The sequence below is a fragment of the Leucobacter sp. NPDC058333 genome (genome assembly GCF_042726155.1).
Lineage (GTDB): Bacteria > Actinomycetota > Actinomycetes > Actinomycetales > Microbacteriaceae > Leucobacter.
Map to the genome: position 1 here is coordinate 472,671 of NZ_JBHXHV010000001.1, position 15,981 is coordinate 488,651.

General features: G+C 65.6%; 16 protein-coding genes. 9 read left to right on the forward strand and 7 right to left on the reverse strand.

Annotated elements, in window-relative coordinates; genetic code table 11:
- Positions 1-43 precede the first annotated feature (43 nt).
- The 6 genes from ACFWHR_RS02135 (at position 44) to ACFWHR_RS02160 (ending at position 5,398) form a co-directional block, all read left to right on the forward strand.
- Positions 44-688 carry a hypothetical protein gene (locus ACFWHR_RS02135; protein ID WP_382446620.1) on the forward strand — a complete coding sequence of 215 codons (645 nt, stop codon included), beginning with the start codon at positions 44-46 and terminating at the stop codon, positions 686-688.
- Positions 688-1,593 (forward strand): hypothetical protein, encoded by a 906-nt coding sequence (locus ACFWHR_RS02140; RefSeq protein WP_382446621.1) that lies wholly within the window; start codon positions 688-690, stop codon positions 1,591-1,593. The genes ACFWHR_RS02135 and ACFWHR_RS02140 overlap by 1 nt, the downstream gene beginning before the upstream one ends.
- Before the next feature lie 115 nt (positions 1,594-1,708).
- The gene (locus ACFWHR_RS02145) at positions 1,709-2,527 is read left to right on the forward strand and encodes a SipW-dependent-type signal peptide-containing protein (protein ID WP_382446622.1); all 819 of its coding nucleotides are present in this window, start codon (positions 1,709-1,711) and stop codon (positions 2,525-2,527) included.
- Between the two features lie 103 nt (positions 2,528-2,630).
- Positions 2,631-3,377, forward strand: a complete 747-nt coding sequence (locus ACFWHR_RS02150) for a signal peptidase I (RefSeq protein WP_382446623.1) — start codon at positions 2,631-2,633, stop codon at positions 3,375-3,377.
- A gap of 35 nt (positions 3,378-3,412) precedes the next feature.
- Complete coding sequence (locus ACFWHR_RS02155; protein WP_382446624.1) at positions 3,413-4,336, forward strand: hypothetical protein; 924 nt, start codon at positions 3,413-3,415, stop codon at positions 4,334-4,336.
- Between the two features lie 54 nt (positions 4,337-4,390).
- Positions 4,391-5,398 (forward strand): LPXTG cell wall anchor domain-containing protein, encoded by a 1,008-nt coding sequence (locus ACFWHR_RS02160; RefSeq protein ID WP_382446625.1) that lies wholly within the window; start codon positions 4,391-4,393, stop codon positions 5,396-5,398.
- Positions 5,399-5,409: 11 nt separating this feature from the next.
- On the opposite strand, the gene ACFWHR_RS02165 is transcribed toward ACFWHR_RS02160, so the two are convergent.
- Both ACFWHR_RS02165 and ACFWHR_RS02170 read right to left on the reverse strand, forming a co-directional pair.
- The gene (locus ACFWHR_RS02165) at positions 5,410-6,201 is read right to left on the reverse strand and encodes an NAD-dependent epimerase/dehydratase family protein (RefSeq protein ID WP_382446626.1); all 792 of its coding nucleotides are present in this window, start codon (positions 6,199-6,201) and stop codon (positions 5,410-5,412) included.
- 46 nt (positions 6,202-6,247) lie between these two features.
- Positions 6,248-7,069 (reverse strand): SDR family NAD(P)-dependent oxidoreductase, encoded by an 822-nt coding sequence (locus ACFWHR_RS02170; protein WP_382446627.1) that lies wholly within the window; start codon positions 7,067-7,069, stop codon positions 6,248-6,250.
- 56 nt (positions 7,070-7,125) lie between these two features.
- Between ACFWHR_RS02170 and ACFWHR_RS02175 the strand changes: the two genes are divergently transcribed.
- Together ACFWHR_RS02175 and ACFWHR_RS02180 are read left to right on the forward strand one after the other, a co-directional pair.
- Positions 7,126-7,683 (forward strand): TetR/AcrR family transcriptional regulator, encoded by a 558-nt coding sequence (locus ACFWHR_RS02175; RefSeq protein WP_382446628.1) that lies wholly within the window; start codon positions 7,126-7,128, stop codon positions 7,681-7,683.
- Positions 7,684-7,722: 39 nt separating this feature from the next.
- Entirely contained in the window at positions 7,723-8,097 is a 375-nt protein-coding gene (locus ACFWHR_RS02180) for a VOC family protein (RefSeq protein ID WP_382446629.1), read from the forward strand.
- Positions 8,098-8,333: 236 nt separating this feature from the next.
- Here ACFWHR_RS02180 and kdpC read toward each other — a convergent pair whose 3' ends face one another.
- Genes kdpC through kdpA form a run of 3 tightly spaced genes read right to left on the reverse strand, consistent with a single transcriptional unit; the run spans position 8,334 to position 12,760 of the window.
- Entirely contained in the window at positions 8,334-8,951 is a 618-nt protein-coding gene (kdpC, locus tag ACFWHR_RS02185) for a potassium-transporting ATPase subunit KdpC (RefSeq protein ID WP_382446630.1), read from the reverse strand.
- A 9-nt stretch (positions 8,952-8,960) separates the two neighbouring features.
- On the reverse strand, positions 8,961-11,090 hold the full coding sequence (gene kdpB, locus ACFWHR_RS02190) for a potassium-transporting ATPase subunit KdpB (RefSeq protein ID WP_382446631.1): 2,130 nt from the start codon (positions 11,088-11,090) through the stop codon (positions 8,961-8,963).
- On the reverse strand, positions 11,090-12,760 hold the full coding sequence (gene kdpA, locus ACFWHR_RS02195) for a potassium-transporting ATPase subunit KdpA (protein ID WP_382446632.1): 1,671 nt from the start codon (positions 12,758-12,760) through the stop codon (positions 11,090-11,092). Before kdpA ends, kdpB begins: the two co-directional genes overlap by 1 nt.
- A 400-nt stretch (positions 12,761-13,160) precedes the next feature.
- On the opposite strand from kdpA, the gene ACFWHR_RS02200 reads away from it, so the two are divergent.
- Positions 13,161-13,583, forward strand: coding sequence for an organic hydroperoxide resistance protein (locus ACFWHR_RS02200; RefSeq protein ID WP_382446633.1), 423 nt, complete (start codon positions 13,161-13,163; stop codon positions 13,581-13,583).
- A 150-nt stretch (positions 13,584-13,733) separates the two neighbouring features.
- Here the strand turns inward: ACFWHR_RS02200 and ACFWHR_RS02205 are convergent, their stop codons facing one another.
- Both ACFWHR_RS02205 and ACFWHR_RS02210 read right to left on the reverse strand, forming a co-directional pair.
- Complete coding sequence (locus ACFWHR_RS02205; protein ID WP_382446634.1) at positions 13,734-14,888, reverse strand: hydroxymethylglutaryl-CoA synthase; 1,155 nt, start codon at positions 14,886-14,888, stop codon at positions 13,734-13,736.
- On the reverse strand, positions 14,885-15,952 hold the full coding sequence (locus ACFWHR_RS02210; protein WP_382446635.1) for a hydroxymethylglutaryl-CoA reductase: 1,068 nt from the start codon (positions 15,950-15,952) through the stop codon (positions 14,885-14,887). The genes ACFWHR_RS02205 and ACFWHR_RS02210 overlap by 4 nt, the downstream gene beginning before the upstream one ends.
- Positions 15,953-15,981 lie beyond the last annotated feature (29 nt).

The window sequence follows — 15,981 nt, forward strand, 5'->3', positions numbered from 1 at the left end:
CCTGCACAACACATTTCGAGCGGTAAGAAAGCGGGTGAGCGCGATGCGGTACAGAACAAAACTCATTGCGGGCACTTCGCTCGCCGTAGCGGGTGTGGTGAGCACGGTCAGCATGGCTGTTGCGCTCTGGATCGCGAACGACACGTTCTCTGGTGGGTCGGTGACCGCCGGGGAGCTGCAGGTCAGCGCGAGCGAGGCCGCCTGGAAGCAGGTCACCCCCGGGGTGGCCTCCCCGCAAAGCGGCACGCTCAGCGGTGGCACCGCCGACTTCACCACCATGCCGGGCGATGTGATCGAGATTTCGGTTCCGATCACGACGACGCTGCAGGGCGAGAACTTGAATGCGGCACTTGCCGTGGACACCGGAGCAGGCGCGGCCAGCGATATCGAAGCGGGCCTTGTTTCAGCCACTTACCGCATTGAAAACAGCGCGGGCGACCAGATTGCGCCGGCGGTGGGCGAGGCTGAGCTGGGTGCCCCCGTGCGTGTGCCCGGCCTCGCGAGCTCAAACGCGGGGGTTACTGCGAATTGGACGGTCTTTGTCACGGTTCAGGTGCTCGGCGACTATCGCTGGACCTCCGAGCAGCCAATGCTCGACCTCGCATCGTGGTCAGTGGACGGGATCGACATCGAATTGCAGCAGGTGCGCGGCGGCGACGCTGATGCGACAGCCGAAGGTGGTGCCTAATGCGGGCCCGCACTCGGATTCTGCTCGCCGGTGGCGCGGTTGTCGCGCTCACGACCGGCGCGCTCGTCGCGAACGCGCTCTGGAGCGCACAGACCGATGCCGCGGTTCCCGATTTCTCGATCGGTGCCGTCAGATTCGCGGCAGAAGCGTCACTCGACGCGGAAACACTGAACGTCTCAGATGGCGGCGCCCCGGTGAGTGTGACGCTGCCCGGGTCGAAGATCATCGAGGTGCTGGATCAAACCTCGATTGACGCGGCACCGGTTATCTGGCGCTTCACCGTAAAGGGCGAAGCGTTGGGCGTCGCCGGACTCAACTACAGCGTCGCCGCCACTGAGCAGCGTTCCGAGGAGAACTCGTACGACCTCAGTTCCGGCATTGCACAGCCCGGAACAGTCCTCGAGCGCACCACGGCCAAGGTGTATCCGGCTGCGGCCGGAGGTGACTGCTCAGCTGTCCCCGAGACACCGGAGCAGGGCGCAGACGAGACGCCCAAGAACGTGTACCTGTTCGACGCCGTCGATGCAGAACTCCAGGCTGCCGGCGCCGCGCTCACGGGTGCGGAATCGACGCAGGAGTGGTGCGTGGCACTCCACTGGAATGACATTGCGGACGGCACATACGTCAACGACGTGCAGGTGAGTGGCCGCGCCGAGGATGGCGGCATTCTTGGCGCAACCGCTCAGTGGCACGCAGCTGTCGGCTATCCGCCGGCCCTTGAACTGGCCGGGGTCTACCGCAACCGCGCGCTTGCCGAGGCCTCCGCGGAGGACACGACCCGCGTGCGAGCCACGGCCGACTGGTTTGCCGATGTGTACCCGGATCCGTCCGGTGAACCTGACGTGGTGATCGAGCTTGATCCGATCGTCACCAACCTGAACCCCAGCGTCGCCCCACGGGACTAGATCCCGGGGCGGCGGTGGCCTGAAGCAAGACCCCCCCCCAAAAAAAACTTGGCCGTATCGACGAGCGCCGTCGCGGCCCGATATCCCCTAGCGCTCACCAAACAGGAGATCACACATGTCTGAAATGAATAACGACCAGATCATCGTCATCAGCGAGCCGAAGAAGCGCCGTCGCGGCCTGCTCTGGGTCGGCGCGGGCGCCGCCGTACTGCTCGCCGGCGGCTCGACCTTCGCGCTGTGGGCAGCGAACGACACCTTCTCGGGCGGCACCATCACCGCCGGTGACCTGAACCTCGAGCAGCTTGCTGACACGAGCTTCTGGGATGTCTCGAATGACCGTGCCGACGCGATCGACACCGTTGGTGCATCCGACGGCTCGCAGCTCGGCCACGAGATCACGGACGTCAACACCTGGCGCGTCGCGCCGGGCGACAAACTCGCTGCCTCGTTCGAGGCCACCGCAACGCTTGAGGGAGACAACCTCGTTGCGCGCGTGGGCATTGACGGTTTGGACCAGCTGGACACCGCGATCACCGGCGTCAACTACAGCTACGAGGTCTACTACGGTGACACGCTGCTCGTCAGCGAGACCGCCCTGCCGACCGCGGCTGATGCGCCGCTGCTGTACCTCTCGGCACCCGCCACCGGCCAGGATTCCGGCGAAGAAGACGCCACGAACGGCATTCTTGGTTCGACCGCCACGGCAGTGACCGGGGCCGCCGCACAGACTGCAGTCTTCGGAATGCCCGCTACCACGGCCGACCTCAACGTCGTCATCTACGCCTCGTTCTATGAGGATCAGGATGGTGACTTCCGCTACCAGAGCACCGACGTGACGGTCGCGGATCGCACCGATGTGCAGCTCGCAGACACGCTGGGCGACCTCACCGTGTCGCTGTCGCAGGTTCGCGACGCTGGCGCTCAGTTCAGCTAACCGCCCCGTGTGTGGGTGCCGCTCGGCACCCACACACTCTCCTCATACCCACCCACGGCGCATCGGCGCCACACACGTTTGCAGCACCTGAAGGGAGCACAGCATGCGCGTTCATCGCAGGGTCCGTCGCCTCACCTCCCGCGGTGCGGTGAAGAGTAACTGGTTCGAGTCTCCGTGGCGTATCGCGGGCCGGGCGCTTGTTTCAGCGCTCGCGCTCGCAGTCATCATTGTGCTTGTTGCGCTCATTGCCTTGCCTAAGATCATGGGCGGTGACTCTTTCACGGTGCTCTCTGGCTCGATGGAGCCCACGTTCGCTCCTGGCGACGTTGTCGTCGCCAAAGGGATCACCGAGGCCGAGGTCTGCACCGATGTTTCGGTGGGCACAATTGTGACGTTCTTCCCCGAGCCCAACGATCCCACCCTGATCACGCATCGCGTGATCGGCAAGACAATCGGCACGTTCGATGACGGCACGGACTGTCGACTGATTACTCAGGGCGATGCCAACTCGTCGGCCGATGAGCCGGTCTCTCCCGAGCAGGTGCGCGGCGTGTTCATGTTCGGAGTACCGAAGCTCGGCTGGGCTCGGCAGTGGGTCAGCAAGAACACCATGCTGGTGGTCGGTATCGCCGCCGCCGCGCTCGTGGTCAGCGGTCTGTGGTCGTCGTTTCGGCGCCCCCGCACGACGGTGATGTCCGTTCCCCGGCCTGCCTCCGCGGCCACAGGAAATCGCATATCCACTCAGGGGCAAGATCTGGCGGAGCGTGACCTGGCGCTCCGCGAACGCGAACTTGAGCTGCGGGAACGCGAGCTCGCGTTCGCACTGCAGCGGGCGGAGCAGACGGCGTGAGTGTGCTTCCAGCTATCGAAACGAGCGACCCGAAAATGACTGAAATCACCATAGACTCGCGCGACGGGATGTCGACGCGCAGTCGGGCGATCGCGTGGGTGCTCGCGATCCTGCTGCTCCTGACGTCGGCGGTTGCGCTCGCAGCGGCCGACGCGCTGCCAATCACTGGCGCGCGTACGCAAAACTCGGCTGCCACAAATTCTGACGCCTCAGTTCCGGATCGCCTGGGTGGCACCACCTCTCACCCGTCCGCAACGGCAGTCGACTCCAGCGTCATCGAAGCGACATGGGACGGCCCAGCGGTGAACCTCGACTGGACCGGGGCAGAGTATGCCCGCGCTGAGACCACGTTCATCGGCGACCGCGTGGCCTCGCCCGGAGACCGTGTCGTGCGCACGCTCAACGTGGTGAACGCCGGGCCCGGCAACGGAGTCGCGACAGTCACGATCGACCTCTCAGAGGTCGTGCCCGAGGGGGCACACAACCCGCACCTCGCGGACGACGTGACCCTGTTCTGGGACGTCGCCGGAGTGGCAGGGGAAGAACGATTCTCGGCGCTGGTGCCCGCCGGTCGCGCCCGTGTCGCTGAGATCGCTGTACCGCAGGGCGGCCCCGTGCGGGTGACGGTCGGCTTCGAGATGGCCGCTGCAGTCGAGAGCTCCCGGGCGCTCGCTGCAAACTCAACCGTTCTGAGCTTCGACGTCGGGGTCGAGCTCGCGGGAGAAACGGAACCGCCGGTGATCCCGGCGCTGTCAGTCACCGGAGCCACCGGGATCCTCGCCCTGATCGGTATCGCCATCGCGCTGCTGCTCATCGGGTGGCTGCTGCTCGCGCTGCGCCGTCGTAGCCGGCGCTGCGACGAGTGCGATCGAGATCTCGCGCGCGACGAGCAGCGGGTCGAATACCGCGACGGCAGCGGCGCAAAGCGCACGCTGTGCGCGAACTGCAATACGATGTAGCTCGGTTATGTAGGGGTACACGGGTGGGGGTAGCAATTGAATATCGCGGATTGTTTGGCGAATACCGGCGGTTCGGCACAGACGGCACTGTTGCTCGTCGCGGTATCAGTGGTGCTGCTGGGGCTGGGGTTGCTCGCCCTGCGCGGCCGCAAGCACAAGAAGGCCGTGCTGGGCGCGCTTGCGCTCGTTGGCGCGCTGATGCTGGTGCCGCTCGCCTCGCCGAGCAGTGCGCAGGCGGCAACGGGCGGCTGCACGCCCGCTGCGTCGCAGCCTGCTTCGAACGGCGGCGCCGACGCAGGGGCTGACGCTGGCGCCGACCCGGCTGATCCCACCGATCCGGCCCCATCGCCGGGTACCGATCCCACGCCGGAACCGAACGTCACGTACGTTGCCCCCGAGGCCCCCACGACGGCCCCGATGTGCGGTGTTGCTCCGGTGATCACGACCCCCGAGAGCGAGTACTTCAGCTACGAGACCGCGCAGAACGGCACGTCGGCGACCGTGACGGCTAGCCTCAAGCCCGGGCTCGCTGACATTGCGGTTCAGCCGGGAGCGCAGACCACCTGGGTCTTCGACGTGTCATTCGACCCGGCCACGGTGTTGACGCCCGAGAGCTTCGCTTTCACATACGACGGGTCGAGCCCTGACCCGCGCATCAACGACGCGGCGGTCGCGGAGTTCCTGGAAGCCCAGGGCGCTCCGCTTGAATTTAAGACCGTCTCGGAGGTCAATTACACCTACGCCGTGTTCGATTTTGAGGGCAATCAGATCACCGCTCTGGGCGACACGACGCAGCTCACTCGGTATCAAACCGATTACTCTGCCGTGCAGTCAGGGCAGGACGTCGAGCTCACCTACACGGGAAGCTCGGAGGTCGACGGCTACGAGAAGGCGGTCGCTTATTTCGAAGCGCAGGGCGGTCTCCCCGAGGGAACGAGCATTGGGATTCGTAGTTCAAGTGCATACGAAAACACCGCGTTGCTGACTGCGTCGTACGTGAATGAGTGCGGCGTGGCCGGGTCCGTCACTGCGACGACCCCGTTTGAAATCGTTCCCGCGTAGCGGGTCGTCAGCTAGCGGCGCATTCGATCCGTCGAGTATTCGGGGGTCGCGTAGCTGCCGCCCTGAGGCGTGCCTGGGTCGATGGGTTGGCGTGATCCCGAACTTGCGGCGTTGTCTTGCGGGGTGAAGCCGATCGCTGCTCCAGCCTCGAGATCCCACCAGCTGTCGGAGTTCGCCGAGACCGCGTAGAACACGGCTGTGTGCTCAGTCGTCGACATTGCGGCCAGGAAGGCGCGCAGCGCGTCGGCCGGGCTGAGCCACGTGCGTTGTTCGCGCGCGGACGAGGGTTGATTCTCGTAGCTGCCGATGCGCACCGAGATCGTGCTGATGCCGAACTTGTCGGCGTAGAGCCGGCAGAGTGCTTCGCCGGCGACCTTTGACACCCCGTAGAACCCGTCTGGTCGCGGTGGCATCTCGGGGGACACGTGGTCGCCCGCGGTGTACATGCCGGTCAGGCGATTGCTGCTGGCGAAGATCACTCGCGGAACGCCAGCGCGTCGGGCAGCTTCAAGCACGTGATAGGTGCCGACAATGTTCGCGTCCGCGAGATCATGAAAGTCGGCTTCGTCGGAAATTCCGCCGAGGTGGATCACCCCGTCGACACCGGCGAACACCTCTACGAGCGCTTCCAGGTCTCCGAGTTCGGCCTGCACGAAGGTGTCGTGCGGCCCGATCGGCGCAGCGCTGCGCAGGTCAGTGGAGACGAGCGTGACGTGATGCTCCGTGAGAGCTTCGCGCAGTGACAGCCCGATGTTTCCCGCAGCTCCGGTGATGGCCCAGCGGCTGCCCGCGATAGTTGTCATCTCTGCACTCTAGGGGGTTGGGGTTGAGGGTTGCGGGCCGGGTTGTTCATTCAGGTGAGAAGCGAGGATCGCGGGCATAGTCTTCAAGCCGAAGATCAAGCGCCGCTCGAACCTGTGCGGGTGCATCGTCGCCAACCAACACGCGCAAGCGTTGATCGTCTTGGGCGGCGACGCGAGCCAGGATCAGCCCCGCGGCATCGTCCGCGGCCATCCCGCCCGAGGGCTCGCCCTGCGGCCACGGTACCTCGGTCGTGCCGAACAACTGAGTGCGTAGCTCGTCGTACGCACTCGCTGGGGCGCTGAACCGCATGCTGCTGCCCGCCCAGTCAGTGTTGAGCGCGCCCGGCTCGATCACCGAAACTCTGATCCCGAACGGTCGTACCTCAGCTGCCATCGCCTCACTAAACCCTTCGAGTCCCCACTTTGTGGCGTTATAGAGGCCAAGCAGTGGCATCGTTCCGACCGCGCCGACCGTGGAGATCTGAACAATCTCGCCTCCGCCCTGCTCGCGCATGATGGGAATCACGGCTTGGCTCAGCCACAGAGGGCCAAGCAGATTCGTGTCGACGAGTGATCGGGTATCGGCCTCTGAGGCTTCTTCAATCGCGCCGATGATGCCGTAACCGGCGTTATTCACGAGCACGTCGATGCGCCCAAGATGCTCAGCGGCCGTCTGTACGGCTCGGTGGGACGCTTCGCGATCGCGAACATCAAGGGTATGCACCAGGAGGCGCTCGTGCTCGGGGAGTGAGCGCTCGCCCCGCGTCGTGGCTACCACCGAGTGCCCGGCCTCGAGCGCGGCAAGGGTGAGTGCGCGGCCGAGGCCACGGTGAGCGCCGGTGATCATCCATGATTGGGCTGCAGACATATCGTCAGCGTAACTCAAACTGGACGATTCGTCCTGGTTCTTTGTAGAGTTGAGAAATGGCGCGACCGAAGACTCGTAGCAAGGTGTACGCGGCTGTTGTGGCACTCGCGCAAGACCAGCCGGTCGGTGCGATCAGCATGGAGCGCATCGCTGACCGGGCAGGGATGAGCAAGCAGACGCTGTACAGCAACTGGCCGTCGACCGGGGCTATCTTGTTCGAAGCGCTCCTGGATCGCAGCACGGACGCTTCCGGCACAGTCGTCATCCCTGACACCGGGGATCTCGCAGTCGATATTGCAGCGCTGGCGCACGGCACGGTCGCCGAACTCACGGATCCGCTTCAGGGTGCGCTACTGAGACTCGTGGCCGTTGAAATCCAGTCCGACGAGAAACTGGCGGAACAGTTTCGAGAAATGCTGCTCGCCCCTCAACTCCGAGCTATCTCGGATCGGTTTCGGGCCGCAGGCGTTACTGACGCGGAGGACATTGCTGAGCTCTTCGTTGGGCCGATTTTTCACCGATGGCTGCTGCGTAGCCGGCCGTTCGAGTCGGAGTGGATTGAGGCACACGTGGCTCGGACATTACTCGCGTCGCGCGTCTCATGCGATTCATGATCTTCACTGTCATTCCTACCTGAAACCGAGGAGACCGCCGTGCCCGCAACGTTCAATCACACCATCATTGCTTCGCTCGACGGGCCCACGTCGGCGCGGTTTTACACTGCGGTGCTCGAGGCCCTGCCCGCGCCGAGCTGGGGGCCGTTCACGAACATCACGCTGGCAGACGGAGTGCTGCTGCAATTCGCCGCTCCTCCCGTCGAGATCCAGATGCAGCACTACGCGTTTCTCGTCGACGACGACCACTTCGACCGCGCCTACGCGTGGCTGGTCGACAACGGGGTTGAGCACTGGGCCGACCCGCAGCTGACCCGCGCCGGAGAAACGAACACGGAGCACGGCGGGCGCGGCGTGTACTTCAAGGACCCCGCTGGCCACGGCCTCGAACTGCTGACGCACCCGTACGTGTGAGCGGGGTGCGCCGCCGGTCTTGACGAGTGGGTCTGGTGCGGGAATCTGCCTGAACCCCTCCGTTGTCGCCGAACCTCTCCGTTGTCGCCGAACCCCTCCCAAAAAGGCGTGTTCGTGGGAGGGGTTCGGCGAAGTGGGAGGGGTTCGGCGAAGTGGGAGGCCTTCACCGCGGGGTAACCGCCCGCAGCGAGGCCCACGATCACGCCGACCGCGACGCCGACCTGGGCGGCCGCGCGCTAATTCGAAAACGCTGCGTCAAGCGCCAGATTCAGCTCCACCACATTCACGCGCGGGTCGCCCAGATATCCGAGATCGCGCCCGGCAGTCTGCTGAGTGATGAGGCGTTCAATGGTGGCGACCGGCACCCCGCGCGCTTCGGCCACCCGCGCGGCTTGCAGTTGCGCGTACGCCGGACTGATCTCGGGGTCGAGACCCGACCCGGAGGCTGTAACCGCATCGGCTGGCACGTCAGCCTCTGGCACGCCGTTGAATGTGGCGACCCGGTTGCGGCGCTCGGTGATCGTCGCAACGAGTTCGCTGCTCTCGGGGCCGAGGTTCGATCCGCCGGAGGCCAGCGGGTCGTAGCCGTCTCCGGCGGCCGACGGTCGCGGCTGGAAGTATTGCGGCAACGGCGAGCCGTCGGCATCAAGAAAATTCTGGCCGATGAGTGACGAGCCGGCGATGTCGCCGCTCTGCGAGCGCACCAGTGACCCGTTGGCCTGAGTGGGGAGCGCGAGCTGCCCGATCGCAAGCACGACGAGCGGGTACCCGATGCCGAGCAATACGGTGAAGATGAGCATCAAGCGCACTGCGGTCCAGAGTCCCTGCAGGTTTCGCGTGAGTGGTCGGGTCATGATCTCTCCTCAGAATCCCGGCAGCAGGCTGACGACGACATCGATGATCTTGATCGCGATGACGGGCACCAGGATGCCGCTGATGCCGCAGATGAGGAGGTTTCGAGTGAGGGCCTTCGGCATATTTCGCGTCTTGTAGGGTACGCCGATGAGCGCGAGCGGGATGAGGATCACCATCACCACGCTGCTGAAGATCACCGTCGACAGGATCGCCGACGCCGGGGAGTGGAGGCCGAGCACGTTGAGCGCACCAAGGCCCGGAAACACGCCAACAAACAGCGCCGGAAAGAGCGTGAAGTAGCGCACCGCGTCGTTCGCGAAGTTGAACGTGATGAGGGCGCCGCGCGTCGCCATCTGCCGACGCCCCACCTCGATGATGTCGACCAGGTGCGCGGGGTCGTCATCGATGAGGATCATGTTGGCGGCCTCTTTTGCCGCCGGTGTGGCAGTGTTCATCGCGATGCCGATGTCGGCCTGCGCGAGCGCTGGCGCGTCGTTGATCCCGTCACCACTCATCGCGACGAGGTGGCCCAGCTTCTGCTCCTGCTCGATCAGCGCCAGCTTGTCTTCTGGTGTTGAATCGCCGCGGTAGTCTTCGATGCCGACCTCGGCACTGATCGCCTTCGCGGTGAGCACGTGGTCGCCCGTCACGAGTACGGTGCGCACGCCGATGTCTCGGAGTCCGGCGATGCGCTCGCGGATGCCCTCCTTGACGACGTCTTGCAGATGGATGACGCCAAGCGCGCGGCCGCGATCATCAGGCCGCTTCATCGCCACGGCGAGTGGGGTGGACCCCTCGCTCGCGATGCGGTGGGCGCTCACCTTCAGCTCCTTCAGGATCTCGCGCGGCGGCTGCGTGCCCTGCTGCTTCAGCCAGCCCGCGATCGCCGACGCCGCGCCCTTGCGGATGCTGGTGCCGTCGGCGAGGTCGACGCCAGAGAGCCGGGTGGTTGCCGAGAACTGGACGAACCGGGCGCCGACGGTGTCGGTGTCGGTGATCTCGACGCCGAGCTCGGCCGCGAGTTGCACGGTCGAGGCGCCCTCGGGGGTCGGGTCACCGGCCGAGGCCAGGGCGGCCGCGCGCATGAGATTGTGAGGACTATTTTCGCCCACCGTGACGAACGCGATCGCGCTGCGGTTACCGCGAGTCACCGTGCCGGTCTTGTCGAGCAGCACGGTTGTGATGTCGCCTGCCGTTTCAAGCGCCTTGGCCGAGGTGACGAGCACACCCCGGCGCAACAACTGGTACATGCCCGCGATGCCGGTCACCGACATCAGCGCGGCGATCTCGGTGGGAATGAGGCAGACCACGATCGCCACGAGCACCGGAATCGACACTGGCGGAGCGACCGGCGACACAGCGAAGTTCAGGGTCAGCACCATAAACACGAACGACAGCGAGAACGAGGCGAGCAGCGCGTTGAACGCGACCTCGATGGGCGACTTCTTACGACGGGACCGGCTCGCGAGCTGAATGGTGCGCTCGACGGCGCCCGCTTCGGGGGATGATCGCACCTGCACGACGATGCGATCCGACACGTCGCGCGTGCCACCCGTTACCGATGTGCGGTCGCCGCCCGACTGGCGGATGACGGCCCCGGGGTGCCCGGTGAACTCTGACTCGTCGACCTCGGCGGCTCCCCAGAGCACCTCGCCGTCGGCCGGGATGATTTCACCGGCGTCGACGATCACGACGTCGCCCCGGCAGAGCTGTCTCGCGTCGACGGTTTCGATGGTGGCGGACCGTGCCGCCGGATCCCGAAGCGCATCGTAAGCGGTGACGCGACGCGCGTTCGTCACGGAGCGCGAGCGGCGCAGCGAGGCGGTCTCGGAGCGCCCACGCCCCTCGGCGATGGACTCCGCGAGCGTCGCCGTGAACAGGCAGACCCAGAACCCGACCGCGAGCATCCACGTGAACCCGGCTGGTAAGTCAGTGCCGCCCGACGGCCGAGCGCCGCCCACGAACGGTTCTGCGATGGCGATGATCGTCGTGAGCGCGGCGCCCGCCTCTGTGAGCATCAGTACAGGGTTGTGCCGCAGATAGCGCGGGTCGAACTTGCGCAGCGCATCGCGCAGCACGGGCGCGATCGTGTTCCGCGTGATGACGGAGCCGGTTTCGAGTGACGCAGTGGTGGCCATCACAGCAGTCCTTCCGCGAAGGGGCCGACGAGCAGCATGGGCACGAACAGCGGCACCGTAATGAAGGCGATGAGCCCGACGAGCAGCACGACGAACTGCGGCCGATGCAGGGGGAGTTCGTCTGCGGTCACCGCGGTGCCCTGCGCGGAGAGCGAGCCCGCGAGGGCCAGCACGATCGCGATGGGGAGGAAGCGGCCGAGCAAGATTACGACGCCGATCATCACGTTCAGGATCGGGTGGTTCGCGTCGAGCCCGGCAAACGCCGAGCCGTTGTTGATCGCCGCAGAGATGAACGCGTAGATGACCTCGGTGAGACCGTGCGACCCCTCATTGGTTACTCGCGCGAGAATCTCTGCACGCAGCGGCGGGATCGCGAAGCTCAGCGCAATGCCGCCGATGGCGAGCACGGGCATGATGAGAATCGCCATGCTCACGAGCTTCATCTCGCGCGTGCCCAGACGTTTGCCGAGATACACCGGCGACCGGCCGAGCAGCAGCGCGGCGAGGAACACGGCGATCACCATCAGGATGAGCAGCGCGTACGTCCCCGAACCTGCCCCGCCGGGCGCGACCTCGCCGAGCGTCATGTTGAACACCAGCATCAGGCCGCCGAACGCCGTGTATGAGTCGTGCATGGAGTTGACGGCGCCGCCGGTGGTGCCGGTGGTAGCTGTGGCGAAGATCGTTGAGCCGACGATCCCGAATCGCGTTTCCTTGCCCTCGAATGCACCGCCCGCCAGTGCGGGGGCGGTGCCCGAACCCGCGTATTCGAACAAGGTCAGCGGGATGTACACGAAGATGAACAGTGTGGCCATCGTCAGCAGCAGTGCGTAGCCAGCGCGCTGATCGCCGACCATCTTGCCGAACGTTCGTGGCATCGAGAACGGAATGATGAGCAGCAGCACCGTCTGCAACAGGTTGACCCACGGCGACGGATTTTCAAAGGGGTGCGCCGAGTTCGCGTTGAAGAACCCGCCGCCGTTCGTGCCGATCATCTTGATCGCCTCTTGGGAAGCAACCGGGCCGCCAGGGATTGACTGCGGTTGCCCGGCTACGGTCGTGACGGTAGTGACATCGGCCATGTTCTGAATGACCCCGGCGGCGAGCAGTATCACGGCAGTGACGAGCGACAGCGGCAGCAGAATGCGCAGGTTCGCGCGCATCAGGTCGACCCAGAAATTGCCGAGCCCGCTGCGACCCCGCCGCGAAGCAAAGCCGCGGATCAGCGCGACTGCGACCGCCATGCTGACTGCCGCCGACACGAAATTCTGCACCGCGAGCCCGGCCATCTGCACGCCGTAGCCGACGGTCTGCTCTGGGGAGTACGACTGCCAATTCGTGTTGCCGACAAACGAGGCGGCCGTGTTGAATGCGAGATCCGGGCTCATGGGAGGGAAGCCAAGCGAGTACGGCAACAACGGTTGCAAACGGAGCATCGCGTACAGCAGCACCAGCCCGACGAATGAGAACAGCAGCACAGAGGCGAGATAGCGCCGCCACGACTGCTGCCGCTCGGGGTCGACGCCGGCGAGCCGGTAGCTCAGGCGCTCGATGCGCCAGTGCCGCTCGGTCGTGAACACGTACGCCATGTAGTCGCCGAGGGGGCGATACACGAGGGCGAGCACGACGCCGACGGTGAGCAGCGACGCGATCGTGAGAAACCAGTTCATTAGAGAGTGTCGGGGCGAAGCATTGCGTACACCAGGTACCCGAGGGACACGACCCCGAATATCACAGAGATGACTTCAATGAGCCCCACAATTTCTCCCTTGTCAGAATGGCTCGTTGAGCATACTCCTGCAGAGGGATTGGCGGCTAATTCGGGGGTGCTACTCAGGGTGTTGGGTTGCCATCGTCAGCTCGACGCGATTGAGATGCCTGCGGGAATCGGCGTACGAGCGCGAAATCTACCGAGCGTATTTCCGGGGTGGGCGATGCAAACAGCATCGGTGCGGATTCGCCAGGGTTTCGCTCTGAGCTGAGATCTGGCGCGTTCGGGCCGCCAAGCAGCTTGCGGGCGTACGCTGCGACAGTGGCCGGCACCCGAGCCAGGCCCGTGAAGGGAAACCAATGAGCATCATCTACACCGCAGAGGCACTGGCAACCGGCGACGGGCGCAACGGGCACGTGAAGACTGTCGATGGCTTGGTCGACACTGACGTGCGCATTCCGAAGGAGATGGGCGGCGCAGGCGGCGCCCCGAACCCTGAGGCCCTGTTCGCCGCCGGATACGCCGCGTGCTTCCACGGCGCACTGCAGGCGGTCGCGCGGGCACAGAAGGTTGATATCGCAGATTCGAGCGTCGGATCCCGCGTCCATCTGAGCGGCGGCGTCGACGGGGGCTTCCAACTCTCGGTCGAGCTGGAGGTCGTGCTCCCGACGCTCGAGCATGAGCAGGCTCAGCAGCTGGCCGACGCGGCGCACCAGGTGTGCCCCTACTCGAATGCCACCCGCGGCAACATCGAGGTCAACGTCACGGTCTCCGACGACTAACGCCGGCTGAGCCCGCCGAGCTTCGCTACCCCGCCGAGCCCCTATAAAGTCGCCGAGCCCCTCCCGAAAACACGTGTTTCAGGGAGGGGCTCGGCGACGAACGAGGGGCTCAGCGGGTTTTGGCGCGGGCGGCCGGCCGGCGCGGCCGCGCTAGCGGCGCTCGTAGCGGCGCGCGCCGCCCTGGATACCGGCGAAGCGGAACGGGGCCTTCGTCACGCGCGGGGTCTCCACGTCGACGTTGCTGGGCATCTCACGGGCGTGCAACTCGCGATATTCCGGCACGCTGAGCGGCACGCGAGCGTCGAGCGCCGACGTGAAGTGATCGCTGCGCGACGCGGCGCCGGGCAGCACGATCCCGGTCAAGAATTCGCTGACGCTGCCCGAGCCGTAACTGAACAGGCCGAGCCGCTTGCCGACGAGATCGGGTTCGTGGTCGAGCACCGATGCGACGCCCGCGTAGAGCGAGGCGGTGTACGCATTGCCGATGCGCCGATTGTAGATCGCGCCAGCCACGAGGCCGTCGTCGCCGAGATCGACGCCAGTGTGCTCGCCGAGGCGAGCCTGCGCCTTACGCGCCATCTTCGTGTACGGCTGGTGGTACACGAGGCGGTCGATGTCGGTGATCGCGGGCCCGCCGTGGGCAACCAGATCGTCCCACGCACCCGTCATAGCGTCGAGGTAGGCCGTGATCGACAGTGCGCCATCGACGATCGCGGTCGACGAATCGTTGGGCCGCCAGAAGTCGTCGACGTCGTCGGAAAACAGACCCGACGCCGGCTCGATCTCGATCAGCGCGGGGTCGGCCGAGATGAGCATGGCCGCGGCTCCAGCGCCCTGCGTGGGCTCACCGGGGGAGTCGAGCGCGTAGCGCGCGACGTCACTCGCGATCACGAGCACGCGCTCGCCGGGGTTGCGCTGCACGAGGCCGACGGCCGCCTGGATGGCAGCGGTTCCGCCGTAGCAGGCCTGCTTGATCTCGGCGACGCGCACCTGGGGCGGCAGCCCGAGCAGCTTGTGGACGAAGACGCCAGCGGCCTTCGAGTGGTCGAGGCCAGACTCGGTCGCGAACAGCAGCGTGCGCACGCCTTCGAGGCCATTGCGTTCGAGCAGCGCGAGAGCGGCGGTGGCGCCCATCGTGACGATGTCTTCGTCGGCGGCGGGAACGCTGAACTCGTCTTGGCCGAGGCCGAGACGGTACTTCGCGGGGTCGACGCCGGTGGTTTCAGCGAGCGTGCCGAGGTCGAGCAGGTGGTGGGTGCTCGCCAGTTCGATGTCGTGAATGCCGATGGTGGTCTGAGTGGTCATACGTTCGGCGTCTCCTTCCGCTCGATGCGCAGGTGCGCGGCCATGAGTTCGCCCGGGTTCGTCTGCGCCGCGATCAGCGACAGCTCTCCGCACAGCACGGTCGCTGCCATGAGTTCAGCGAGTCTACGCGCGTTTTCGCCTGGTTCCCGATCCTCGCGGCAGCCGATGCGCGTCAGCGCCTCTTCGATGTGCGGCAGATGCTTGCCGTTGCCCACCGTGCCGACGATCAGGTGCGGCACGGTGCACGAGAAATACAGGCCCTCTGGGCGGTTCTCGGCGTAGGTGATGCCCTGCGATCCCTCGACGATATTTGCGGCGTCTTGACCGGTGGCCAGATAGAACCCGAGCAGCATGTTCGCGTAGTGCGCGTTCGCCGAGCGAATCGCTCCGGCGATCGTGCTGCCCACGAGGTTCTTGCGCACGACCATGTCGGTGACGCGCTGCGCATCGGTGCGCAGGCCGCTTGCGACGAGATCGTGCGGGATCAAGATTTCGGCGACCACACTGCGGCCGCGCCCGAGAATGCCGTTGACCGCCGTCGCCTTCTTGTCGGAGCAGAAGTTGCCCGAGATCGAGCCGTAGCTCACCTCGAGTCCCCACGACAGGATGCGCTGCATCAGCGCATCGGCCGCGTTCGTGACCATGTTGTGGCCCGATGCGTCGCCGGTCGTGAACGCGAAGCGCACGAAGAGCAGATTGCCGACGATCTCGGGGTGCGCCTCAATCAGCTTCGCGTGGCGGCTGCCGGCGGTGACGACCTCCTGTAGCTCGGCGAAGCGTTCCGCGATCGTCTGCGCCACCATTTGTGCGCCGACGGCGCCCGCGGCGGTGAAGAGCACGGAGCGAGTCATGCGTTCGCCGGTGATGACGGTGCGGATGCCCCCCTCGACGGCGCGCGAGACGCGAGCGCCGCGGCCGACCGACGGCCAGAGCGGGGTCTCGTAGGTGGCGAGCGGGACCGAGATTTCGCCGCTGACCGACGATCCGGTGATCCGAATCGGGCCGACCCAGCTGGTGGGAATCTCGGTGACGGTCTCGCGGTGGACCTGTTCGGGAACGCTCATGGCTTCCTTCGTGAGTGAGAGGGCAGGAT